General features: G+C 71.9%; 19 protein-coding genes, 1 tRNA gene and 2 pseudogenes. 8 read left to right on the top strand and 14 right to left on the bottom strand.

Translation table 11 applies throughout. The features are described from left to right. Nucleotides 1-225 precede the first annotated feature (225 nt). Together AB0D67_RS27340 and AB0D67_RS27335 are read left to right on the top strand one after the other, a co-directional pair. Nucleotides 226-651: a hypothetical protein gene (locus AB0D67_RS27340; protein WP_362941777.1), complete on the top strand. Its 426-nt coding sequence runs from the start codon at nt 226-228 to the stop codon at nt 649-651. A 720-nt stretch (nt 652-1,371) separates the two neighbouring features. Then, on the top strand, nt 1,372-1,518 hold the full coding sequence (locus AB0D67_RS27335) for a hypothetical protein (RefSeq protein WP_362941774.1): 147 nt from the start codon (nt 1,372-1,374) through the stop codon (nt 1,516-1,518). Between the two features lie 232 nt (nt 1,519-1,750). On the opposite strand, the gene AB0D67_RS27330 is transcribed toward AB0D67_RS27335, so the two are convergent. Then, a tRNA-Tyr gene (locus tag AB0D67_RS27330) sits at nt 1,751-1,835 on the bottom strand. A gap of 336 nt (nt 1,836-2,171) precedes the next feature. Here AB0D67_RS27330 and AB0D67_RS27325 point away from each other — a divergent pair. Next, on the top strand, nt 2,172-2,666 hold the full coding sequence (locus tag AB0D67_RS27325; RefSeq protein ID WP_362941771.1) for a YajQ family cyclic di-GMP-binding protein: 495 nt from the start codon (nt 2,172-2,174) through the stop codon (nt 2,664-2,666). An 816-nt stretch (nt 2,667-3,482) separates the two neighbouring features. Here AB0D67_RS27325 and AB0D67_RS27320 read toward each other — a convergent pair. Continuing rightward, nucleotides 3,483-3,602, bottom strand: a pseudogene (locus AB0D67_RS27320) (DUF5710 domain-containing protein); the annotation flags it as partial. Between the two features lie 233 nt (nt 3,603-3,835). Here AB0D67_RS27320 and AB0D67_RS27315 point away from each other — a divergent pair. Genes AB0D67_RS27315 through AB0D67_RS27305 form a run of 3 tightly spaced genes read left to right on the top strand, consistent with a single transcriptional unit; the run spans nt 3,836 to nt 6,156 of the window. Next, complete coding sequence (locus tag AB0D67_RS27315) at nt 3,836-4,411, top strand: pyridoxamine 5'-phosphate oxidase family protein (protein ID WP_362941768.1); 576 nt, start codon at nt 3,836-3,838, stop codon at nt 4,409-4,411. A 60-nt stretch (nt 4,412-4,471) separates the two neighbouring features. Beyond that, nucleotides 4,472-4,990, top strand: a complete 519-nt coding sequence (locus AB0D67_RS27310; RefSeq protein WP_362941765.1) for a SigE family RNA polymerase sigma factor — start codon at nt 4,472-4,474, stop codon at nt 4,988-4,990. Continuing rightward, on the top strand, nt 4,987-6,156 hold the full coding sequence (locus AB0D67_RS27305) for a hypothetical protein (RefSeq protein WP_362941762.1): 1,170 nt from the start codon (nt 4,987-4,989) through the stop codon (nt 6,154-6,156). Before AB0D67_RS27310 ends, AB0D67_RS27305 begins: the two co-directional genes overlap by 4 nt. A gap of 225 nt (nt 6,157-6,381) precedes the next feature. Here AB0D67_RS27305 and htpX read toward each other — a convergent pair whose 3' ends face one another. The 7 genes and pseudogenes from htpX to AB0D67_RS27270 all read right to left on the bottom strand — a co-directional run bounded on the left by htpX (nt 6,382) and on the right by AB0D67_RS27270 (nt 14,949). Continuing rightward, nucleotides 6,382-7,233 (bottom strand): zinc metalloprotease HtpX, encoded by an 852-nt coding sequence (gene htpX / locus AB0D67_RS27300; protein WP_362941759.1) that lies wholly within the window; start codon nt 7,231-7,233, stop codon nt 6,382-6,384. A 183-nt stretch (nt 7,234-7,416) separates the two neighbouring features. After that, the gene (locus AB0D67_RS27295; RefSeq protein WP_362941756.1) at nt 7,417-9,102 is read right to left on the bottom strand and encodes an NADH-quinone oxidoreductase subunit N; all 1,686 of its coding nucleotides are present in this window, start codon (nt 9,100-9,102) and stop codon (nt 7,417-7,419) included. Then, complete coding sequence (locus tag AB0D67_RS27290; protein ID WP_362941753.1) at nt 9,099-10,919, bottom strand: NADH-quinone oxidoreductase subunit M; 1,821 nt, start codon at nt 10,917-10,919, stop codon at nt 9,099-9,101. Before AB0D67_RS27290 ends, AB0D67_RS27295 begins: the two co-directional genes overlap by 4 nt. After that, nucleotides 10,916-12,982, bottom strand: a complete 2,067-nt coding sequence (locus tag AB0D67_RS27285) for an NADH-quinone oxidoreductase subunit L (RefSeq protein WP_362941750.1) — start codon at nt 12,980-12,982, stop codon at nt 10,916-10,918. The genes AB0D67_RS27290 and AB0D67_RS27285 overlap by 4 nt, the downstream gene beginning before the upstream one ends. 170 nt (nt 12,983-13,152) lie before the next feature. Continuing rightward, nucleotides 13,153-13,449 (bottom strand): annotated as a pseudogene (gene nuoK / locus AB0D67_RS27280) (NADH-quinone oxidoreductase subunit NuoK); the annotation flags it as partial. 1 nt (nt 13,450) lies between these two features. Continuing rightward, nucleotides 13,451-13,987, bottom strand: coding sequence for an NADH-quinone oxidoreductase subunit J (locus AB0D67_RS27275; RefSeq protein WP_362941747.1), 537 nt, complete (start codon nt 13,985-13,987; stop codon nt 13,451-13,453). Then, nucleotides 13,984-14,949, bottom strand: a complete 966-nt coding sequence (locus AB0D67_RS27270) for a 4Fe-4S binding protein (RefSeq protein ID WP_362941744.1) — start codon at nt 14,947-14,949, stop codon at nt 13,984-13,986. The genes AB0D67_RS27275 and AB0D67_RS27270 overlap by 4 nt, the downstream gene beginning before the upstream one ends. Nucleotides 14,950-16,140: 1,191 nt before the next feature. Between AB0D67_RS27270 and AB0D67_RS27265 the strand changes: the two genes are divergently transcribed. Then, complete coding sequence (locus tag AB0D67_RS27265) at nt 16,141-17,064, top strand: serine/threonine-protein kinase (protein ID WP_362941741.1); 924 nt, start codon at nt 16,141-16,143, stop codon at nt 17,062-17,064. Between the two features lie 96 nt (nt 17,065-17,160). On the opposite strand, the gene AB0D67_RS27260 is transcribed toward AB0D67_RS27265, so the two are convergent. The 5 genes from AB0D67_RS27260 to ndhC all read right to left on the bottom strand — a co-directional run bounded on the left by AB0D67_RS27260 (nt 17,161) and on the right by ndhC (nt 21,119). After that, the gene (locus AB0D67_RS27260; RefSeq protein ID WP_362941738.1) at nt 17,161-18,102 is read right to left on the bottom strand and encodes a hypothetical protein; all 942 of its coding nucleotides are present in this window, start codon (nt 18,100-18,102) and stop codon (nt 17,161-17,163) included. A 147-nt stretch (nt 18,103-18,249) separates the two neighbouring features. Continuing rightward, nucleotides 18,250-19,203 carry an NADH-quinone oxidoreductase subunit NuoH gene (gene nuoH / locus AB0D67_RS27255; RefSeq protein ID WP_362941735.1) on the bottom strand — a complete coding sequence of 318 codons (954 nt, stop codon included), beginning with the start codon at nt 19,201-19,203 and terminating at the stop codon, nt 18,250-18,252. Nucleotides 19,204-19,475: 272 nt separating this feature from the next. Continuing rightward, nucleotides 19,476-20,195 (bottom strand): NADH-quinone oxidoreductase subunit C, encoded by a 720-nt coding sequence (locus AB0D67_RS27250; protein WP_362941732.1) that lies wholly within the window; start codon nt 20,193-20,195, stop codon nt 19,476-19,478. Next, nucleotides 20,188-20,628: an NADH-quinone oxidoreductase subunit B gene (locus AB0D67_RS27245; RefSeq protein ID WP_229812035.1), complete on the bottom strand. Its 441-nt coding sequence runs from the start codon at nt 20,626-20,628 to the stop codon at nt 20,188-20,190. The genes AB0D67_RS27250 and AB0D67_RS27245 overlap by 8 nt, the downstream gene beginning before the upstream one ends. A gap of 101 nt (nt 20,629-20,729) precedes the next feature. Then, on the bottom strand, nt 20,730-21,119 hold the full coding sequence (ndhC, locus tag AB0D67_RS27240) for an NADH-quinone oxidoreductase subunit A (RefSeq protein WP_362941729.1): 390 nt from the start codon (nt 21,117-21,119) through the stop codon (nt 20,730-20,732). 280 nt (nt 21,120-21,399) lie between these two features. Here ndhC and AB0D67_RS27235 point away from each other — a divergent pair, with 280 nt between their 5' ends. Then, on the top strand, nt 21,400-22,908 hold the full coding sequence (locus tag AB0D67_RS27235) for a polysaccharide deacetylase family protein (protein ID WP_362941725.1): 1,509 nt from the start codon (nt 21,400-21,402) through the stop codon (nt 22,906-22,908). The last annotated feature ends 168 nt before the right edge of the window (nt 22,909-23,076 follow it).

Below are 23,076 nucleotides of genomic sequence, written 5' to 3'. Positions count from 1 at the left end.
GGCGCCACGCCTGCTAGCTGGGGAAACTCATACACCACCTCCGTGGACGCAACCCGGGTCTGTTCTCACCGGTGACAGCGGAGGAGGTCATTCATAAGGGCGTGGCCTCCTGGCGTCGTTGTCTGGGATCATCACCGGATGTGCGGTTTCGGGGTCTCTGGTTACAGCCCGGTGTGGCTGAGGGGGCGTTCGGCTATCACTGCCACTCATGGTCGGAGGCTGGCCATGCTGGAAGGCCGGAGGATGACCCGGGCCCTGCTGGTGTGGGATCTCGACGATGACGTGTGGTTCGCCGACGGTCTGGTCTTGCTGGACTTCGAGGGCGAACAGGTCGAGATCGTTCATACGAAGTTCGACGAGGTCTCAATCACGTGGAACACCGTGGATCCGGCTCAGCCGGTGGACTGGGGCGAGGAGTTCCGGCTGGTATGGCGAGACGGTGCGCCCGGCGAACTGGCCGCTTTGAAGGGGCAGCGGCTGCGGGCCGTGGAGCTTCTCGAGTGGGCGGGGAAGGACATGGCCCAGGGGATGGTGGCTGTCAGCTTCGCCTTTCCGAACGGCCGGATGACGATCTACAACGCCCTCGACGAGAACGGTCTGGAGTTCGGGCCTCCCGATCACCGGTACATACGCCAGCGGCTCGGTGCGTAGCGGGTACGGCTCATCCGGGTCGGGCTACATTAGCTGGTCAACGGCCGTCTCTATGTAATGCGGTGGGCCGGGGTTGAAGGACGAAACCCCGGCCCGTCGATCGCCCCCGGCGCTGTCCGGAGATCGGCCACCGCCGGGCGATCGTGAGGGCGATGGCCTTACGGGCCGGGTCTGGAGCTTCTCTCCCCGAGGTGCGATCATCGGCTCATGACGTTGATCAGAAAGGGCCATGCCGCGTAGGCGCCCTTCGGAGGTGCGCTCACGAGGATCGGTGTGCGCAACCCACAGAGCTTCGATCCATCAGGTTCCCGGCCTCGGACGTCGGCCCATGGCTGCGGTGACCGCGCTGGAGCACACTCGGATGCGGCCGGGCACGGTAGCTGGGGCACTGCTGGCCTGGATGCAGGCGGTCGTTCCTGGCAGCGTCGACCGGATCGGTCCCGGGTGCATGTGTCCTGAGTGCTGCGGAGACGCGCCACGCCAGCGGCTCGAACAGGCGCTCATCGCCTTGCCGCGCTGGGCCAGGCCGTATCTGTACGCCTTGATCCTTCCTGCCGACAGGCGGTTCCTCGCCCGGACGTCGCCAGATCCGCATGCCTCGCCCGATTGGCCGTGGTGGCAGCAGCGGCGTCGAACGTCAGGGATGGCTCTCAAGTAGGGAGGCGGCGGCGCGGCCCCGGTGCGGTGGCCGATGGTCGGGTACGGCGCGCGGGCGGTGCGGTGGGCGGCCCTGAGTCCCGCCGCCGGCCGAAGCCGGCGCCCACGCCGCACGCTCGGGCGGCGTTCGGGCTCTGCGTCTACGCCAAGTGCATCGACGGCCAGGAGGAGACGGTCAACCGGAGGATCGATGACGCGCTGGCCGCGTGAAGATCACCTCTGCCGTGGGGCTCTGGGAAACGTTCCCGGAGCCCCTTCGGCGTTCCCGGGGTTCTATCCCGTGGGTGTCCCGCGGCGTCCGGTGCGACCTGGGAAAACGCCCCATGATCCATCCCGCGTATATCCCGCGAGCGGTGGCATGCGGCTGCTTCTGGCTGCGTTCGGCTGCATGGCCCCGAAAAGCAAAAGAGCCCCTCACGGGGCTCTGAGCTGCCAGTTTGGCTGGTGGCAGGTGCAGGACTTGAACCTGCGTAGGCTGAGCCGACGGTTTTACAGACCGCTCCCTTTGACCACTCGGGCAACCTGCCGCGTCATCCGCTCCAGGCGGCGACATGAGAAAGAATAGCGGACTTCGGGGTGTGACGTGACATCGGCGGGATCCGGCCCGTACGGGCTCGCCACGCGGGGGATCCGGGCCCCTGTACGGACGCCCCGTCATGCGGGGGTCCCACCGCCACGGGGATCCCGGATGCGGAGGCCTCGCCGTACGAGGCTCTGCCGCACGGGATTCCGCGGGGGCGGGCCGACCGCGACGGAAGGACGATCACTGTCACCTTCGTCGGGGTGTTGACGGTGACGTTCGATGTGTGCCGACCGGTGAAAGCGCTAGTGTCGGCGGGAGACTTAGAGAGGACAGCCAAGGCATGGCCGACAGCAGTTTCGACATCGTCAGCAAGATCGACCACCAGGAGGCCGACAACGCGCTGAACCAGACGGTCAAGGAGGTCGGGCACCGGTTCGACTTCAAGGGCACCGGCGCGAGCATCGCCTGGGCGGGCGGGCAGAAGGCCGTCGAGATCCGGGCCAACAGCGAGGAGCGGGCCAACGCCGTCCTCGACGTCTTCAAGGACAAGCTGATCAAGCGCGGGCTCTCCCTCAAGGTGCTGGACGCCGGTGAGCCCAAGCTCTCGGGCAAGGAGTACCGGCTCATGGTCAACCTCAAGGAGGGCATCGACCAGGAGCACGCCAAGAAGATCTCGAAGATCATCCGGGATGAGGGTCCCAAGGGCGTCAAGGCCCAGATCCAGGGCGAGGAGCTGCGGGTGAGCTCCAAGAAGCGGGACGAGCTGCAGGAGGTCATCGCTCTGCTCAAGGGCAAGGACCTGGAGATCGCCCTGCAGTTCACGAACTACCGTTGACGCCCGGGGAACCAAGGCCCTGATCTTCGGCGTCAGGGCCTTGCGCTCCCGGGAGGGCGCACCGGACGCACCCAGGGCATGCGGGCAGCGCACCTGACAGAGTCCACCCTCCCGCTTCCCGCCCGCCGAGGGAGAAGGCACACGCCTTACAGAGCCCACTCTCCCGCTCCACGCCCACCGAGCGGGAGGGCACGCGCCGTCAGAGGGCGCGGCGCCATCGGCCCGTCTCCGCGTCGGTCGCTCGCGCCGCTCGCAGTCCCTCCTGGGCGGCTTGATCGCGCGCCTCGGCCTCGGGGGCCGGGCGAGTGTCACTCCCGCGTTCGTCAGAACGCCCAGGTCGAGTTTCCAGGTGAAACGCGAACGGTGCCGCCAGAGCTCGAACGCCTCATCGACATGACGCCGGGCCTGGACGGAGGTCATGCCGGTCACCGTACAGAGGTGGGCCAGGGCCTGTGCGTCCACACCGCGAACGGTGGCCAGCCCGAAGTGCGTGGCCGTGTGGCAGTCGCTGCAGAGGCAGATCAGCCGGCGAAGGTGCTGCGTCAGGGTGGCGTCGTCGTAGGCCCATCGTTCATGGGCTTCGAGGTAGCGGCGTGCACCGCGGTCCTCCCCGCGGCCGCACGCCTCGCAGCGCCGTCCGGCGCGCTCGGTGATCATCCGGCGGAGTCGTTCCCAGTCCTTCTCGCTGACGCAGGTCCGGACGTTCGTGAACCAGCACGAGGAAGGCACGAGATCGGCGAACAGTCCCGTTCCCCATGAACGGTCCTCCCCCGGCAGCAGGTCCGGCACCGGAGGCATGGCCGTCCATCGGTCGAGGGCGGCCATGCCGTGGCGAGGGGCGTACCAACGGCGTGCCTGCGGGTCCCATCGCGCTCCGAGCGCCTTGGCCTCGTCTTTCTGACCGTAGGGGACGTCGAGCCAGATCCGCTCCACCATGTCCGTCCTCCCTGCGACACAGGCTTCCAGGATGAGTTTTTACCGTGGAGCGGGATCAGGATACCGAGCGCATTCCTCCGTGAAGGAGAACTCCGGTGCAGGGTGCCGACGCGGTGAAGCGGACGGTGAACGCCGAGGCCGGTGTCGCTCGTGAGCCGGGCTCCTTCAAGCCCCGGCGGGATTCGCGGAACCGGCGAGTGCCTGGAGAATAGCCACTCGCTATCTTCCCTTTTATGGGGAAAATTCATGACAGGATCGACGATCGGCTGCGCGCGTTCATCGAGACGCAGCCGGTCTACTTCGTCGCCACCGCCCCCGAACAGGGCGGACACGTCAACGTCTCCCCCAAGGGATACGCCGACACCTTCGCCGTCCTCGGCGACACCACCGTCGCCTACCTCGACCTGGACGGCAGTGGTGTGGAGACCATCTCCCACCTCCGCCAGAACGGCCGCATCACGATCATGTTCTGCGCCTTCTCCGGGTCGCCCAACATCGTCCGCCTGTACGGCACCGGCCGGGTCGTCGTCCCGGGCGACCCCGACTTCCCCGAGCTGATCCGGAACTTCGGCCCGCACCCGGGCGTCCGGACGATCGTCGTCGTCGAGTGCGACCGCATCGCCGACTCCTGTGGCTACTCGGTGCCTTTCATGTCCTTCGACCAGGACCGGACGCTGCTGGACGAGTGGACCGGACGCAAGGACGTCCAGCGCAGACGTGCCTACCGGGCCAAGCACAACCGCGAGAGCATCGACGGCATCCCCGGCCTCGCCCCCGAGGAGACCGACCCCGTCGCACATCATTCCTGAGAGCGGGGTTCCAACCCGGCGGTCCTCATCCGCGTTCATTACGGGTGAGAGGAGACCGCATTGGATCGCTATGACGGCTTCCGTGAGTTCGTCCGCGCCCGTCAGCAATCGCTGGCCCGCAGCGCGTACCTGCTCACGGGAGACGCCCATCTCGCTGAGGACCTGCTGCAGAGCGTCCTCGCGAAGGTGGCCGGACACTGGCCGAAACTCCGACTGAACGGCAACCCAGAGGCGTACACGAGAAAAGCACTGGTCAACGAGTACCTTTCGTGGCGGCGCCGTATCAGGAGGGATCTTCCGAGCGCCGATCTCCCCGACCATGGACGCTCCCATGACGATGCCACGCTGAACCGGATCGTCCTCGGCCAGGCCCTCCGGCGGTTGACCGCCCGGCAACGCGCCGTGATCGTCCTGCGCTTCTACGAGGACCGGACGGAACGTGAGACCGCCGAGTTGCTCGGCTGCTCGGTCGGCACGGTCAAGAGCCAGACCCACCACGCCCTGGGCCGCCTACGCGCGCTCGCGCCCGAACTGGCCGGACTGTTCTCCGACGCCGCCCCCCAGGAGGTGACCCGATGACCCGGCTGCACGACGTGCTCGCCGAGATCGCCGACGAGGTCCCGGCCATGGATCTGGCCGACCGCGCCATCACCCGGCACAGACGCAGACGGCGGATCACCGTGGCGCTCACCGCGACCGCCACGGTGACGGTGGCCCTGCTGGGCGTCGGGGTGGGAACCTCCCTGTCGCCCTTGCCGCGGTTCCGGGAGAGCCCGATCATCGCCGCCTCCCAGGCGGAACCGTACTGGTGGGAGATCAAGTCCGTACCGCTGCCGGATCGGGGCGTGGCCCAGGTCCGTTACGCGTACCTGGGGTCGTGTGCCGGAGGAGCGGCGACGCCGGACTGCAAGGGCGGCTGGCGGGTCGTCACCCAGGACGGCAGGACCTACGACGTGGTTCAGGCGAACGGAGACTCCGCGGTGGACACCGGCCCGTTGGCGATCACCCCGGACGGCCGGACGATGGCCTACTACAACCGGCAGAAACAGGCATTCGAGGTGCGTGACCTGAAAAGCGGGAAGGTGCTCACCGCCCCGCTCAAGGTTCTCCCGGGACAACTGCGGGGTGATGTGTTCCTGCGTCTGTCGGGCAACGGACGTTACCTGGCGTTCGCCGCCTTCACTGGCAGGAACGAGCCCGGTGCACTGGTCGACATGCGCAACGGCCGGGTGACGACGCTTCCCTCCGACTGGATGCCGGTGAGCGTCGGCGACGACGGGACCGTGCCGGTGGCGAACTGGTGGGACATGTCGTCCTGGATCCGGCTGGTATCCCCGGCCGGTAGGGGGCGCAGGGTGACGATCCCCGAGTACGGTCAGAACTTCAGTCCCCTCGCCCCGGACGGCCACACCATGGCCATGGTCGGAAAGGCGACGGGCAGCGGACCGTCCTGGAAGGACAGCACGCTCCTGCCCTTCAACGCCGTGACGGGCGAAATCGGGAACAGGGTGACGGTGCGCGGGCTGCCGGAGGGCACCGGCGCGTCCAAACTGGGCGCCTGGTTGAACGACGCCGAGGTCACGGCGCTGGTACGCCGAGTCGACGGGGTAGGAGGGAGGCTTGGCGCAAAAAGCCCGGAGGTTCTCTACGCGGTGGACATCCGGACGGGTCGTGCCCGTCCGCTGGCGACCTACCGGCCCCCGGGCTTAACCGCCGCCCTCTTCCTGCCCGGCGTCGTCTACTGAAGGACGGGGTCACCGATCACGGTCTCCCGAGGGGCGGGACAGTGCCCATGCCCCGCTCGGTCGTCCCGGCCCCGGTGCTCCGGGCCGGGACGGCGCCGGGCCGGCTCGTCGGTCCGGGACATGGGCTTTCGAGGCTCGGCTTCCGGCGGTGACGTGCCGTCGGCCCGGTGGTCGAGCCCCGGAAGCCCGGCTGCCCCCGAAGGCGGTCGGCCGGGCCCCGGAGACTCAGCGGCGGTAGCCGGCCATCCGCTCCAGGCGGGCGACGCGGTCGGCGGTGGGCGGGTGGGTGGAGAACAGGCGGCCGATGCCCGCCCCCCTGAACGGGTTGGCGATCATCAGGTGGGAGGCCGAGGCGATGCGGCCGTTCTCCGGGAGCGGCAACTGGCGGGCACCCATCTCGATCTTCCGCAGGGCCGAGGCGAGGGCCAGCGGGTCACCGGTGAGCCGGGCGCCGGACTCGTCGGCCTGGTACTCCCGGGAGCGGGACACGGCCATCTGGATCATCCCGGCGGCGACCGGGCCGAGCACCATCATCAACAGCGCGCCGACGAAGCCGGGGCCCTCGTCGTCGTCCCCGCCGCCGAAGAACACACCGATGTAACCGAGGTAGGTGATCACAGTGGCCAGCGCGGCGGCCACCGAGGAGATCAGGATGTCGCGGTTGTAGACGTGGGACAGTTCGTGTCCGATGACGCCGCGCAGCTCCCGCTCGTCGAGGAGCTGGGTGATGCCGTAGGTCACGCAGACCGCGGCGTTGCGGGGGTTGCGGCCGGTAGCGAAGGCGTTGGGCTGCATCGTCGGCGAGACGTACAGCCGTGGCATGGGCTGACGGGCCTCGGTGGAGAGCTGACGCACGATGCGGTAGAGGACCGGCTGCTCGACCTCGCTCACCGGGCGGGCGCGCATCGCCGACAGGGCGATCCGGTCGGAGAAGAAGTAGGCGAAACCGTTGGAGGCCAGCGCGATGAGAACGGCGATCTGCACGCCCGCGCCGCCCCCCAGCCAGGCGCCCACCGCAATGATGATCGCCGACAGCGTGCCGAGGAGGACCGCGGTACGCAGACCGTTGTGGCGCACTGCACCATCCTTCCGGTTGATGCGATCCGGCTGATGCCGATTCACCAGTGCCAACGTTTTCGGCCAGGTCGAACGTTCCCCTGCCAGGCCGAACGTTCCCCGAGCCGTTCGGCCGACGACCGCCCACGGCGACGCGAGGGCCGGAGCGCTCACCCGGCGACGGCGATGCGGGGGTCGGAACACTCAACCGGCGGCGATGAGCGCCTCGGGCAGAAGAACGAGCACCGTCTGCGGGGCGACGGAGAAGAGCACGGCGACGGCGGCGGCCAGGGCGATCGCCACACCCGCCGTCACCTGCCCGGCGCGGCCCCCGTTCCCGTCGGCCGGAGCCGGGGCGGTGGGCGCGGCGGGAACGGGGGCCGGGGTGAAGATCCGTACGACCCAGGCGATGTAGTAGTACAGGCCGATCACCGTGTTGACGGCCATCACGACGGCCAGCCAGCCCAGCCCGCCGCCGACGAGCTCCCGGAACACCACGATCTTGGCGAACAACCCGGCCAGCCCCGGCGGAAGACCCGCCAGGCAGATCACGAAGAAGGCCAGCAGCGGGCCGGCGATCCGGCTGCGGGCGGCGAACCCGCGATAGCCGTCCAGCTCCCCTGATTCACCACGTCGCGCCGCCAGCATGACGACCGCGAAGGCGCCGAGGTTCATCGCCGCGTAGAACACCAGGTAGGCGACGGAGGCGTTCATCGCCCGCTCGTCGCGGATCGCGAGGGGGGCGAGGATGTAACCCGACTGGGCGACCGACGACCAGGCGAGCAGCCGTACGGCACGGCGCTGCCGCAGGGCCAGCAGGTTTCCGGCGGTCATGGTCAGCGCCGCGACGACCGCGACCAGCGGCGCCCAGACCGGCGCCAGGCCCCGCAGGCCGCCGATCAGGACGAGGATCAGCCCGGCGAACCCCGCGGCCTTGGAAACCACGGAGAGAAGAGCCGCCACGGGGATGGGGGCGCCCTCGTAGACGTCGCCCGCCCAGGCGTGGAACGGCACCGCGGCCACCTTGAAGGCGAACCCGGCGAGCACCAGGACCGCGGCGACGGCGAGCACGGGCGGCAGGTCGTAACCGATCTGGAGCGAGGACACGTACGCTCCTCCGGCGTCGCCCGCCGTGACGGCGCCCGGCCCGGCCTCCCCCGCGCCGGAGCCGGATACGGGGCCCACCGCGGCCCCCGGCACCGCGTGCAGCGCCCGGGACAGCCGTTCGAGGTAGACGGTGCCGGTCAGGCCGTACAGCAGGGAGACCCCGAAGAGCATCACGGCCGTGGAGACCACCGAGACGAGGAAGAGCTTGACGGCGGCCTCGGAACCGCGGCCGTCGTAGCGTCTGAGCGCGGTGAGGGCGAAGACCGGCAGCGAGACCAGCTCCAGCGCGACCACCAGCATGACCAGGTCGCGGGAGGCGGGCAGCGCGACCGCGCCGGTCAGCGTGCAGAGCAGCAGGAAGTGCCACTCACCGGCGGGGATGTCACCGAACGACAGCTCGCTCATCGACAGCAGCACCACGATGATCCCGGCGGCCAGCGCGAGCCCGGCGAAGACCAGGGTGAAGCCGTCCACCACGAACGAGCAGGGGGGCGCGGCGCCCGCCTCCGGCGCGGTGACCGGGAACGGCGCGCCGGGTCCGGGGGCCGCGGCGCCCGGCAGGCCGGGGGGCACGCAGAAGGTGCGCAGCGGCCCCGTCGCCCGCACGGCCTGGGAGACCACCACGGCGAGGGCGCCGCCCACCCCGGCCAGCGTCACGATCCCGAGCAGCGGCCTGGCGTACGGCGTGCGGGGCAGGAAGACGTCCAGAAGCAGCACGAGCCCGGCGGTGAGCGCCAGGATCAGCGGCGGCGCGACGGCGTAGTAGTCGATCGGCTGGATCACGGCGCCCCCAGGAGGCTTCGGGCCACCGGGCCGATGACGTCGAGCAACGCCTTGGGCCACAGGCCGAGCAGCAGGATCAGCGCCATGAGCGGCACCCAGGCGACGAGTTCGTGGGGCTCGATGTCCCGGATGCCCCGCATGCCCCGCCGCCCGCGCCCCCCTCCGCGACCGGCGTTATCCACGGCCGCCGAGTCCTCTCCGTTTTCGGCGTCTGCCGTGGCTCCGGCCGTTCCCACGTCTGTGGTGCTCTCACCGCTTCCGGGGGTTCCGGCGGCCCGGGAAGCTCCGGCGGCTCCTTCGTCCGCCGCGCTCACCTCTCTCCCGGCGTCCTCGGTGCCGGCGCGCCCCGCGTCGCCGGCGCCGCCCGCGTCCGCCGGGCCGACGGCGGCCAGCACCGGCGCGTGGACGGTCTCGACGGGCCGGCCGTGGGTGACGCGGGAGAGCATGGACAGGAAGTACGCGGCGGTCAGGACGGTGCCGAGGCCGCCGAGGGCCATGAAGACGAGATAGAGGGAACGCGGCAGGCCCGCCGCCGGCCGGAACGCCCCCAGAAGGGAGAGCATCTCCCCCCAGAAGCCCGCCAGACCGGGCAGCCCCAGGGAGGCGACCGCGGCGAAGGTGAGCACGGAGCCGAGCCGGGGCAGGCGTGCCAGCATCCCGCCGCCGAGCGACGGGATCTCGGCGGTGCCGTAGCGCTCCTTGATCGAGCCGACGACGAAGAACAGCAACGCGGTGATCAGGCCGTGGGCGACGTTGCCGAACAACGCCCCGTTGAGGCCGGCCGGGGTGAGCGCGGCGAAGCCCAGGAGGACGAAGCCCATGTGGCCTATCGAGGAGTAGGCGATCATCCGTTTGAGGTCGCGCTGGGCGAGGCAGGCCAGGGAACCGTAGATGATGCCGATCACCGCGAACGCGCCCAGCCACGGGGCCAGGACGGCGGCGCCGCCGGGGAGCACCGGGATGGCGATGCGGGCGAAGCCGTACGTGCCCATCTTGAGCAGGACGCCCGCGAGCAGCACCGAGCCGACGGTGGGCGCCTCGGTGTGGGCGTCGGGCAGCCAGGTGTGCAGCGGCCACATCGGGGTCTTCACCGCGAGGCCGGCGCCGACCGCGAGGAAGGCGAGGATCTGCGCGGTGCGGGACATGCCGGTTCCGTGGGCGCGGGCGAGGGCGGTCATGTCGAGGGTGCCGGTCTGTGCCCAGATGAGCAGCAGGCCCAGCAGGAGCACCACCGAGCCGAGCAACGTGTAGAGGATGAACTTGGTGGCCGCCACCCGGCGGCGACGGCCGCCCCAGACCGCGATCACGAAGTACATCGGGATGAGGACGACCTCGAAGAACACGAAGAACAGCAGCAGGTCCAGCGCCAGAAAGGCGCCGATCATGCCCACTTCGAGGACGAGCAGCGTGAACACCAGGGCACGCGGGCGGCCGGAATGATCGGAAAGGCCGGAACGGTCGGAGCGGCCCCGGCAGAGGTAGGCGAAGCAGAGACAGGTCAGCAGCGTGGTCAGCAGGACCAGCGGCAGTGAGACGCCGTCCACGCCGAGGTGGAACCTGAGGCCCAGGCCGGGGATCCACGGCAGGTCCGTGACGAACTGCATCCGGGCCGGATCGTCGTGGTCGAAGGCGACGGCCAGGGCGGCCGACAGCGCGAGCGTGATCCCGGACACCACCAGGCCGTACCGGGGGAACCACCGCTCCCGGGCCGTCGGACCCTGAGCCGTCGAGCCCCGGGCCGTCGAGCCCACCGGAACGGCCAGCAGGGCCGCTCCGGCGAGTGGGACCGCGAGCAACGCGACAGGCAACCAGCTCATCTCAGCATCACCGCCCCCACCGCGAGAAGCAGGACGCCCGCGAGCAGGCCGGTGACGTAGAGCTGGGCGTTGCCGTTCTGTGCCCGGCGCACCAGGCCCGCCAGTCCGGTGACCGTCCGGCCGGAACCGCGCACCGCTCCGTCCACCACGCGGCCGTCGGCACGGGCGACCACGTACGCGAGGAGCAGCGTGGGACGGACGAACACCGCGCGGTACAGCGCGTCGACGGAGAACGCCCGCTCGCAGGGCCCTCGCAGGGGGCCGAGCAGCCGGGCCGGGTCGCGCCGGGGGGCCGCGCGCCACACGGCGTGGACCGCGCCGGCGCCCAGCAGCGCGAGCGCGACGCTGAGGACGGCCGTGCCCCAGTGGATGTGGAGCACGCCGGGCAGGCCCAGGAGCAGGGCGGGAACGGCGAGGATGATGATCGGCCAGCGCATCACGGCCGGCGCCTCGTGGACGGCGGGCGGTGCGGCCTCGGAGACGGCGGCCTCGGGGACGGCGGACCCCGGAATGGCGGGCTCGGGGGCGGCGGACCCCAGGCCGGCGGACCCCGGAATGGCGGATGATGCGGGCCCGGGAGCGGCGATACCGGATGGGCCGGACGGTGCGGACCCGGGAACGGCGGTATCGGGCAGGCCGGAGGGGGTGTGCTCACCGAAGAACGTCCGGAGCCACGCGCGGGCGGCGTAGGCGCCGGTCACCGCGACGGTGGCGAGCGCGCAGCCGTACAGGAGCAGGGCCGCGGGGGTGGCGAGGGTTCCGGCGGACAGGGAACGCTCGACCGCCGCCAGCACCTCGTCCTTGCTGAAGAAGCCGCTGGCCGGTGGGAGACCGGCCAGGGCGGCGAACCCGATCGTCATCGCCGTGAAGGTGACGGGCAGCTCCCGGCGCAGGCCGCCCATCGCGCTCATGAGGTTGGAGCCGACCGCGTGGATCACCGCCCCCGCGCACAGGAAGAGCAGGGCCTTGAAAGCCCCGTGGGTGATCAGGTGGAAGATCGCCGCGTCACGGGAGCCGGCGGCCAGGGCCCCGGCCATGTAGGCGAGCTGGCTGATGGTGGAGTAGGCCAGCACCCGCTTGAGGTCGTCCTGCGCCAGGGCGGCCAGCGCGGCGCCGAGCATGCCGAGCGCGGCCATGACCGCCAGCACGTCCAGGGCGGGCCCGGCGGCCAGGAAGACCGGGTAGAGGCGGGCGACGACGAAGATGCCGGCCGCGACCATGGTGGCCGCGTGGATGAGGGCGCTGATCGGGGTCGGGCCGGCCATCGCGTCGGGGAGCCAGGTGTGCAGCGGCACCTGGGCGCTCTTCCCGGCGACCCCGGCCAGCAGCAGGAGGGCGGCGGCGAGGATCGTGCCGGGCGGCAGCTCCGGGAGCCTGGCGAGGACGTCGGCGATCCGGAAACCGCCGGCCGCCGTGCCGAGGACGAAGACGCCGAACAGGAATCCGACGTCACCGATCCTCGTGACCAGGAACGCTTTGATCGCCGCCCGCGAGTTGGCCCGGTCCTCCCACCAGTGCCCGATCAGCAGGTAGGAGCACAGGCCCATGACCTCCCAGCCGACGTAGAGGACGAGGAGGTCGGCCGCGTAGACGACCAGGAGCATGGCGCTGGTGAACAGGCTGATGAACGCGCTGTAGGAGGGGTAGCGCCGGTCGCCGCGGAGGTAGCCCACGGAGTAGACCTGGACGGCGAGCGCCACCACGGTGACCAGCACCGCGATCGTCGCGGCGAGACCGTCGACGAGCAGCCCCACGGAGATCGGCGCCGAGCCCGTGTCGACGGCCACGGACGCCGTGGCGACACGGCCGGCGTCGGCCGAGCCGGTGAACCGGGAGAGCCAGTCGCCTCCCCCCGCGGTCTGGCCGGTCCGTATGGAATACGCCAGCCAGATCGTGAGCAGCGTCGAGACCGCGGTGGGCACGATCGCGATCCAGGCGGCCCTCCGGTTCGCGGCCGTGTCCGCCGCCGCTCCGCGGAGCCCCTTCGGGAAGCGGGAGCCCAGCAGGCCGATGGCCGAGGCGGCGAACGGCAGCAGGACGGCGAGGACGGCGGCGGTGCTCACGGGGCCTCACCGGACCCGGATGGCGGCTGGGCCGGGGAACCGGCCGGAGGCGGGGACACGGGGCCGGAAGTGGACTCGGCGGGCGCGGAGGCGAACCCGGCGAGGGCGGACCCGGCGGTGGCGGGGTCGGCGGTGGCCGAGGCGGACCCGACGGGGGCGGGGTCGTCGGCCAGGAGGCGGAGGCGGTCGAGATCGATGGTCCGGCGGTTGCGGTAGAGGGCGAGGACGATCGCCAGGCCGAGACCGACCTCCGCCGCGGCGATCACGATGACGAACAGGGTGAGGACCTGGCCGGCGTGCAGACGGTCGCGCAGCCACACGTCGAACGCGACCAGGTTGAGATTGACCGCGTTGAGCATGAGCTCGACGGACATCAGGACGAGGATCGTGTTGCGCCGGGCGAGCACGCCGTACACGCCGATGGAGAACAGCAGTGCCGAGACGACCGCCGGATAGACGATGTGCACGTCAGTCCCTCCCCCGGATGTCGGTGCGGGACAGCACGATGGCGCCGACCAGGGCGGCCAGCAGGAGGACCGAGAGCGCCTCGAAGGGCAGCACCCAGTTGCGGAAGACGCTGGAGCCGAGCTCACCGGCCGAACCGCCGCCGGCCCGGAGAGGGGCGTAGGCGGTGCGGAAGCCGTCGACCACGACGGTGACCAGGACGGCGGCCGTGGCGAGTGCGACGAGCGCGGCGGCGGGACGGTTCCCGCTGTCGAGGTCGGCCGACCTGCCGATGGGGGCGCGGGTGAGCATGATGCCGAACAGCAGCAGGACCACGATCGCGCCGACGTATATCAGCACCTGGACCCAGGCGACGAACTCCGCCGTCAGGACGAGGTAACACCCCGCGAGCGCGCCGAACGTGACGACCAGCCAGAGCGCCGCGTGGACGAGCTGCCTGGTGGTCACCACCAGCAGCGCCGCCCCGACCGCCACCGCGCCGAGCAGCAGGAAGACGATCTCCTGCCCGGTCGGTGACAGATAGGACGGCGCGTCGGTCACTTCTCCTCCTCGGACTCCTCAGCCTGGTCCGTGGCAGAAGTCTGCTCCGCCGGGCCTTCGCCCGGGGGCACACCACCCTGTTCTGTGGATAACTTTCCGGCGGGCGGGCCGCCTGTGGACGAAGCGTCGCGCCCGGAACCGCTCCGCGGAGGCTCTCCGGGCGGCTCTCCGGCGGGAGGGGCGTCCTTCTTCGGGAGCGCGCCCGGCGGACGGATCGACCGGACGTCCGCGCGCCGGGTCGAGGTCCTCCGTTCGGGACGGCGCGGCTCGGACGCCCCGCTCGGCTCGGAGGACGCGGACGGTCCAGACGGTCCAGACGGCCCGGAGGAAGCGGACGATCCGGAGGAAGCGCCCGGCCCGGGAGGCCCAGACGGCCCGGAGGGTTCGGGGGGTTCGGAGGGCCCGGGAGACGCGGGCGCCTCGGACGGCGCGGGGGACACGGCCGGCCCGGAGGGCGCCGGCGGCGTCCCGGTCGCGCCCGCTCCCGGCCGGGCCGGCCCCGCGGTGGTGCGGGGACGCGCGGGGCGCGAGGCGGCCGCCAGTTCCTTGGGCGGCTCGGCGTTGGGCTCGTGGGCCGGCGGCGGCGGAACCGTCTGCGCCCAGGCCGCCAGCCTGTCCTTCTCGTGGAGGAGGTTGCGGATGTCACCGTCGGCGTACTCGAACTCCGGCGACCAGAACAGCGCGTCGAACGGGCACACCTCGATGCAGATGCCGCAGTACATGCACAGCGAGAAGTCGATCGCGAACCGGTCGAGCACGTTGCGGGCACGGGGCCGGCCGCCCTCCGGCGCGGGGAGGGTCTCCTTGTGGGAATCGATGTAGATGCACCAGTCGGGACACTCACGGGCGCAGAGCATGCAGACCGTGCAGTTCTCCTCGACCAGGGCGATCACCCCGCGGCTCCGGGCGGGCAGGTCGGGCCTGACGTCGGGGTACTGCTGGGTCACCGACCTGCTCAGCATGTGGCGAAGGGTGACGGAGAGCCCTTTCGCCAGCCCCACTCCTGGTATCCGTGCCACAACACCACATCATGACGCATGGGGGCGCGCCCGGGAATGCGGCGTCCAGCAAAGCGCCCATATCGGACACCGATCCGGCCCGGAAAGTTATCCACAGAAGTTATCCACAGACTGTGTGTTCGAGTATCGGACCCCATCCGAAGGCCGATACGGAAAGGTCACCCGCGGAGACTGCGGCTGACGGTGGAAATACGTATTGTTCGCGGCATGTCCCACCAGTACGGCCCCGGCCGATACCCGCAGACGCCTCCGCGGCCCTCCACGGGATGGAGCGTGGCCCGGGCCCTGGTGCCCCTGTTCACCTTCGGGATCGGCACGCCGTTCGTCATCGGTCACGCGGCGCGCCGCCTGCGCAGCCCCGGACTGGCCTTCGCCACCGTCCTGTACGGCATCGGCGTCGCGACGTTCATGGTCGGGGCGGGCACCTACGGCGACTCGGAGCTGATCCCCACCTGGCTGGACGCCACGATGATGGTCGGCTTCTTCGGCGCGTGGATCGGCGGCCTGGGACACGCGCTGATCATCCGGGGCACGGTGTTCCGGGCGGACGGCTCCGCGCGGACGGCGGCGCCGTACAGGACGTACGAACCGTACGGCGAGCGGTACGGGACGGCGCGCGGCGCGCGGCACGGGTCCTCGCACGAGGCGACGCGTCCCTCGCGGCACGGATCTCCGTACGAGGCCCCGCGCCGGTCACCGCACGGATCGCACGGATCCCCCGCCCAGCCGGCGCCCGGATCGCCGTACAAGCCGCGCGAGCCGCGCGAGCCGCGTGAACCATACGAGCCGTACGAGCCGCGTGAGCCGTATGAACCGCACAAGCCGCGTGAACCGTACGAGCCGACTTCCCGCGGGTCGCGGTACGGCTCGCCGCCCGGCCCGTACGCGCCACCGAGGACGCCTGCGGGACCGGCGGGACCACCGGCCGGACCGGCCCCGGCCCCGGCTTCGCACGGATCGGCCCCCATGGCGCACGGGCCGGCCCCGGCGTCACGCGGACCGGTCCCCGAGACGCGCGGGCCGGTCCCCGACTCGCATCGACCGGCATCGGCGTCGCACGGGACCGGCCCGGCATCGCGCGGAGCGGCATCGGCGTCGCATGGAACGGGCCCGGGGTCCCACGGATCGGGCCCTGTGACGCCGTACGGGCCGCCGGGGTCGCACACCCCGGTCCACACCCCGGCCGCCGCCGCGCCGTACCCGACTTCCCCCGCCCCCGGCCGGGAGCCCGCCGCCCCGTGGGGGTCCCGGTCCGGAGAGCCGCGGAGCGGCCGCGACCGCGAGGAGGGCCGGCTGGGACCGTACCGGCTGATCGGCACCCTCGGCAGGGGCGGTCAGGGCACGGTCCACCTGGCGCTCACCCCCCAGGGGGAGAAGGTGGCGATCAAGGTTCTGCACGAGCACTTCACCGGCGACCCGATGGTCATGGAACGGTTCATCCGGGAGGTGGAGGCGACGCGGAGGGTGGCGACGTTCTCCACGGCCCGGGTGCTCGACGTGAACATCACCGACGACCAGGCCTACGTCGTCAGCGAGTACGTCGACGGGGTCTCCCTGGAGGAACTGGTCCGCGAGCAGGGGCCCCGCACCGAGGACGGTCTGACCCGGCTGGCCCTGGCCACGGCCGGAGCGCTGGCCGCGATCCACCGGGCGGGCGTGGTGCACCGTGACTTCAAACCGGCCAACGTGCTGATCGGCGGGGACGGGCCGCGTGTGATCGACTTCGGCATCGCCCGCGCCCTGGACCAGGCGACGGCCACGGCCACCGGCAGCGTCATCGGAACCCCGGCCTACATGTCCCCGGAGCAGATCTCCGGCAAGCCCGTCGGCCCGGAGTCCGACGTGTTCAGCTGGGCGTCCACGATGATCTTCGCCGCCTCCGGCCGGGTGGCCTTCGGCGCGGACACCATCCCGGCGATCCTGAACCGGGTGATCACCCACCACCCCGACCTGTCCTCGCTGCCGTCGTCGCTGCGCCCGCTGGCCGCCGCCTGCCTGGACAAGCGGCCCGAGGGCCGGCCGACGGCCGCCGACATCATGCTGCGGATCGTCCACTAGCGATCATCGGACGGCGGGGCGGCGGACGGTCGGAGGCCGGAGCGCGGACGGCGGGGCGGCGGACGGCGGGAGGGCCGGTGACGGTCCGGTTCCGGGTCAGGGCACCGCGTCCGCGACCCGGCTCGTCAGGTCGAGATACTCCTCACGGCTCAGCGTCCGGGTCTCCAGCTCCAGCCCGTTCCGTACGGCGAAGCGGCGCGCCGCCTCCGGGTCCCAGCGTCCCGGCAGGTGGAACCGGTCGTCCCCGACGATCAGCCCGGTCGTCCCGGCGTCGGTCGAGTAGAGAAGCAGCCGGTCGGCCTCGATCTCGCGGGTCCTGCGCTCGGTCTCCAGCAGCAGCCGGTCGTGCGTCACCGCGAGCCGGCAGTGCGGCTTGCCCTGCCGCTGCAGCTCGCGGCTGTCGGCGTTCTGCCTGCGGGTCCGTCGCCTGCCGATCCCGACCAGGAAGACGGCGGCGGCGCCGGTGGCGGTCAGTCCGGCCAGCACCAGGGAGGTGATCCCGAGCGTGTCCATGCCCCGGGTGACGTCGGTGAAGTTCGTCATGTTGAGGACGACGAGGGCGGCGAAGGCGGCGCCGTAGGCGAGCACCAGCCACATCAGCGCGTACAGGAGCTGCTCGCGCCACCAGACCTGCGCGGGCCCCTTGGGGGGCCGCAGGCTCCGCGGGCCGGGGACGCGCAGCCGGGGCAGGGCGGGGGGCGCCATGCGCCAGCCCACCATGCGCCACCCCGGTGACCGGCGGGCGAGCGCGACGCGGGCCTCCTCGCCGGTGGCGAACCGCCGCTCCTCGAACGTCAGGCCGTTCCGCCGGGCGAACGCCTCCAGGTAGGAGCGCGAGCGGGGGCCGGGGGCCTGCATGATCACCAGGCCGGACTCGTCGAGCAGCGCCAGGCCGTACCTGGTCCCGCTCCGGCCCGGGTAGCCGAAGAACAGCAGCGTGCACACCCGGGTGCCGCCCGCGAGCGGCAGCCGTACCGGCGGGTGTTCCGGAACTTCGACGACGAGGTCGTCGTGGTCCACGGCGAGTGCGAGGGTCATCGGTTCCGTCCTATGGCCGTGCTGTCTCACATGCGGGTCCTCCCCCTGCCCAGCCTGCACGTTTTGAAATCCCGGTGGCCGTATCCGGTGGCGCGACACGTGGCCGGAACCGGCCACGGCGCCCGGGAACCGCCGGACGCACCGGGATCAGCCCGCCAGGACACGGACGATCCCGGTCAGCGTGAGCTGGACCAGCGCCAGCGGCACCAGTCCCACCCAGGCGAGTCTCTGGAGCTGGTCCTCACGCAGCCGGGGGTAGCTCACCCGGACCCAGATGACCACGAAGACCAGGGCGGCCATCTTCAGGAGCGTCCAGACGGGCCCGGGGAGCAGCGGGCCGTGCCAGCCGCCCAGGAACAGGACCGTGGTCAGCGCGGACAGCACGATGATCCCGGCGTACTCGGCCAGCATGAACAGGGCGAACCGCATGCCGGTGTACTCGGTCATCGGGCCCATGATGATCTCGGACTCGGCGATCGGCATGTCGAACGGCGGGCGGCGCAGCTCTGCGAGCCCGGCGGTGAAGAAGACGACCGCGCCGATCGCCTGCCAGGGCAGCCACCACCACCGCCACGCCTCCACGATGCCGGGCAGGGAGAGGGTCCCGGCGGCCATCGCGACGCTGGAGGCGGCCAGGACCAGCGGGAGTTCGTAGGAGACGAGCTGGGCGGCCGAGCGGATGCCGCCGAGCACCGAGTACTTGTTGCCCGACGCCCAACCGGCCATGATCGAGCCGAGCACGCCGATCCCCATAACGGCGAGGACGAAGAACAGCCCGGCGTCGAGGTCCACCCCGACCAGGCCGGGCCCGACCGGGACGACCACCAGCACCACGAGGTACGGGATCAGCGCCACCGCGGGGGCCAGGGCGAACACCCGGCGGTCGGCGGCGGCCGGGACGATCTCCTCCTTCTGCGCGAACTTGACCCCGTCGGCGATCAGCTGCGCCCAGCCGTGGAAACCTCCGGCGCGCATCGGGCCCAGACGCGCCTGCATGTGGGCCATGACCTTGTGCTCGGCCTGCCCGGCGATCAGCGGGAGTACCAGGAACGCCGCCACGATCACGGCCAGCCGGACGGCGACGTCGAGCACCACGGCCATAACGCCTCCCAACGCCGCGCCCCGGGGGCCGGGGCCGGGCCTCTCGCCCTGCGCGCCCGCGGGCGGGGGCGGCCGGGTCTGCGGGTCTCCCGGTCATCATGCCCCGGCGGGGCCCGCGGCACCCCCCGCCGCCGCGAGAATCGCTTCCGCCGCCGGGATTCCCGGTCCGCCGCGACGGACCGGGAATCCCGGCGGACGGCCCCGTCGCGACCGACCGGGGATCCCGGCGGACGTCCTCGCCGCGACCGACCGGTCACTCCGGCACGGCCCGGCTACCGCTCCCCGGCGTCGCGGCCCCAGCCTGCGGCGGGCACGCCGGGCGGGAGCGTCTTGCGGCGGCTCGGCGATCCGTGGCCGGACTCGCCCGGCTCCTTGGCGCCGGGCCACGCCTTGGCGACCCGGGCGGCCAGTACGAAGTCCTTGCGCAGCGGGTGTCCCTCGAAGCCCTCGGGCAGCAGCAGCGGCACCAGGCCGGGGTGGTCCTCGAAGACCACGCCGAACATCTCGAAGGTCTCGCGCTCGTGCCAGTCGGCGCCCCGGAACACCCCGACCGCGCTGGGCAGGCGGGGGTCGGCGCGCGGCACCCGGGTGCGGGGCAGCAGGTGGGCGTGGGTCACGGGGTCGTAGATGTGGGCGACCACCGAGAAGGCGTCGGGCGGCTCGTCCACGGCGGTCAGCCAGTCGAAGAACACGTAACCCCGGGTGCGGGCGAACCCCAGCAGGTCGGTCCAGTCGCCGGGCGGGACGTCGGCCGTGGTCTCGCCGAAGGACTCCGACACCTGGACGCGCTCGCCGTACCGGGCGAGGAGGGCGTCCCGTACGGGAGTCCCGGCCCGGTCAGGGGAATCGCCCCGTACGGAGGTCGCGGCCCGGTCGGGGGAGTCGCCGGGTTCCCGGCGAGCGGGTCCAGGGCGCGCGGGCGGCTCGGGGGTCGACGGCCCGGCTCCGGCCTCCGGGCGCGCGGGCGGCTCGGGGGTCGACGGCTCAGACATACCGGTCACCCAGATTCTCGGCGGCGATCTTCTCCTGGAGCATCATGATCCCGTGCAGCAGCGCCTCGGGCCGGGGCGGGCAGCCCGGGACGTAGACGTCCACCGGGATGATCTGGTCGACGCCCTTGGTGACGCAGTAGGAGTCCCAGTAGGGTCCGCCCGAGTTGGAGCACGCCCCGAAGGAGATCACGTACTTCGGGTCGGGCATCTGCTCGTACAGCCGCTTGACCGCCGGCGCCATCTTGTCGGTCACCGTGCCGGAGACGATCATCAGGTCGGCCTGGCGGGGGCCGTTGGCGAACGGGATGACCCCGAACCTGATGAAGTCGTGCCTGCTCATCGAGGTCGCGATGAACTCGATGGCACAGCAGGCCAGACCGAAGTTGAACGCCCACAGCGAGTAGCGCCGGCCCCAGTTGAGGACGAAGCGCATGGGTTTGGGAGCCAGCCGGGAGACCGGCCCCACGGTGGGCATCGGGAGATCAGCCATGTGATGCATTCTCCCTTCCGTGCCGGGCGGCCGGCGACCGGCCGTCAGGCCCAGGTGAGCACACGCTTACGCCAGGCGTACAGGATGCCGAGCGCGATGAACCCCAGGAAGACGAACATCTCCACCAGCGTCGTCGTTCCGAACCCGGGGGCGGCGAAGACCGTCGCCCAGGGGAAGAGGAAGACCGCGTCCACCGCGAAGATCACGTAGAGGTAGACGAAGACGTAGTAGCGGACCTGGGACTGCGCCCAGCCCTCGCCCACCGGGTCGACGCCGCACTCGTAGGTCGCCAGTTTCTCGGGGGTCGGCCGGGCGGGCCTGAGCATCCGGTTGACGGACAACGCCCCGGCGACGATCAGCACCCCGGCCACGAGCAGGGCGAGGACCACGGCGTAGGAGCCGAGATACCCGAGAGACCCGAGAGATACGGTCACGGTCTCCCCTCCCCTTTCCTCGTCGGCGCGCCCGGCGCGGACCCTGCCGCACGTACCGCTCCACCGGCCCCGGACGCTCGCGCCGGGCCCTCCCGTACGCGCTCCTCCACCGGCTCGGGAGCCCGCGGCGGTCCCGCACGCACGCCCTTCCGACCAGCTATATCAGCATCCGCGGCGCCGGTCACCCCGTGGCGGGCCGAAACCCCGGCGCGGCCAAAACCTCTCCGCTGTTACCCCAAAGAAGGGCAAATAGGTATTTATCGCCCCTAGCCTGGCACGCATGCCCAGTCTCCGACTCACCGGAGGAATCGCACTGGTCGTCGCTTCCGTGGCGGGTTGCGGCGCGGTCACCTCCCCCGCTGCCGAGGGCCCCCTTCCCTCGGAGCCCACGATGATCGACTACGTCTCCCCCGCCCGGGTGCGGGGGCTCGACGTCCGCACCGTCTCCCGGCGCGACCCCGGCGGGCCGGAGATGCACGCCGCCTACCCCGCGGTCGCGGACGCCCCCCGCCTCACCGAGGAGCTCCGGCGTACGGTGACCGAACGGCTCGGCCTGTTCGACCGGAGCGTGCGGGCGAGCCGCAAGGGCACCGCGGGGCAGCCGCCCCGCGGCGAGTTCAACGTGGGCTGGCAGTTCGCCGCCGCCTCCGGCGAGGTGCTCGGCGTACGGCTGCGCACCGGCGAGTCCGCCGGCGGCGGCTGGACGGAGTCCCGCACCACCCTCTGGTACGACCGGGTGGACAAGCGCGCCATGGGCTCCGCCGCCCTCCTGCGGGACCGTGCGGCCCTGACCGAGCTGGCCCGGCTCGCCAGGCGGAGCCTGCTGGCCCGGGGAGCGGCGGCGAATCCGCAGGCGGTCACCCCGGATCCGAAGATCTTCGACTCCATCGCCTTCAACATGCACGGCGACCTCGTCGTGGAGTTCGACGACTCGCAGGTCGGCCCGGCCTTCCTCGGCAGGGTCGCGGTGTACGTACCGGCCGGGACCGCCGGGCCCATGTTGTCGCCGACCGGGCTGCGGGCGCAGCGGGCGGCCGTCGAGGAGGCGCAGAGCCGGGCCGCGCCGCCGCCGGTCTCCGCCCTGAAGGAGGCGAACGACGGCCGGCCGGACGCGGTGAGCTCGGGCGGCGGCGTCGACTGCGCGAGGACCAAATGCATCGCGCTGACCTACGACGACGGCCCCGGCGCCGGCACCGCCGGGGTGCTGGACGCCCTGGCCGCGCAGGGCGCGAGGGCCACCTTCTTCTGCGTCGGCTCCAGCGCGGTGGCCCGCCCCGACCTGCTCCGGCGCATGACGGCCGAGGGGCACCTGGTCGCCGGTCACACCTGGTCGCACCGCGACCTGACCACCTTGTCCCGGAACATGATCACCGACCAGCTCGTCCGGGGACGGGACGCGGTCGCCCAGGCCTCCGGGCAGGTCCCCACGCTGGTGCGCCCGCCGTACGGCAAGGTCGGCGACCAGGTCACCGCCGTCGCACGCGAGCTGGGCATGCCGGTGGTCCGGTGGAGCGTCGACACCGGCGACCTCAAGGACCCCGCCCCCGCGGACGTCGCCGCGCGGGCCGTCGCGGGGGCCGCGCGCGGCGCGATCATCCTCATGCACGACACGGGCGGGTCGACCGCCGAGGCCACGGCCGAGGTCCTGCGGCGTCTCAGGGCCGAGGGTTACACCTTCGTCACCGTCCCCGAGCTGTACGGCTCGCACGGGATGCGGCCGGGCGCGGTCCACGACTCCGCCGAGTCCGGCGACCGCGCCCGGGCCCTCGCCAGGCAGACGATGCTCTGACCGGCGGCTCCGTCCGGCGGCCCTCCGCCCGGCGGGCGCGCCACCGCCGTACGGCCGGCACAGCGGCCGCCGGGACCGCCCCGGCCGGCGGGCGACGCCGTGACCTGGGGCCCTCGGGAGATGGCCACGGGGAAGAAAGTCCGACTCGAGGCGGGACATATAGTTGAG

It is taken from the genome of Streptosporangium sp. NPDC048047 (assembly GCF_040653115.1).
Lineage (GTDB): Bacteria > Actinomycetota > Actinomycetes > Streptosporangiales > Streptosporangiaceae > Streptosporangium.
This window is presented reverse-complemented; position numbering and strand designations above follow the sequence as displayed.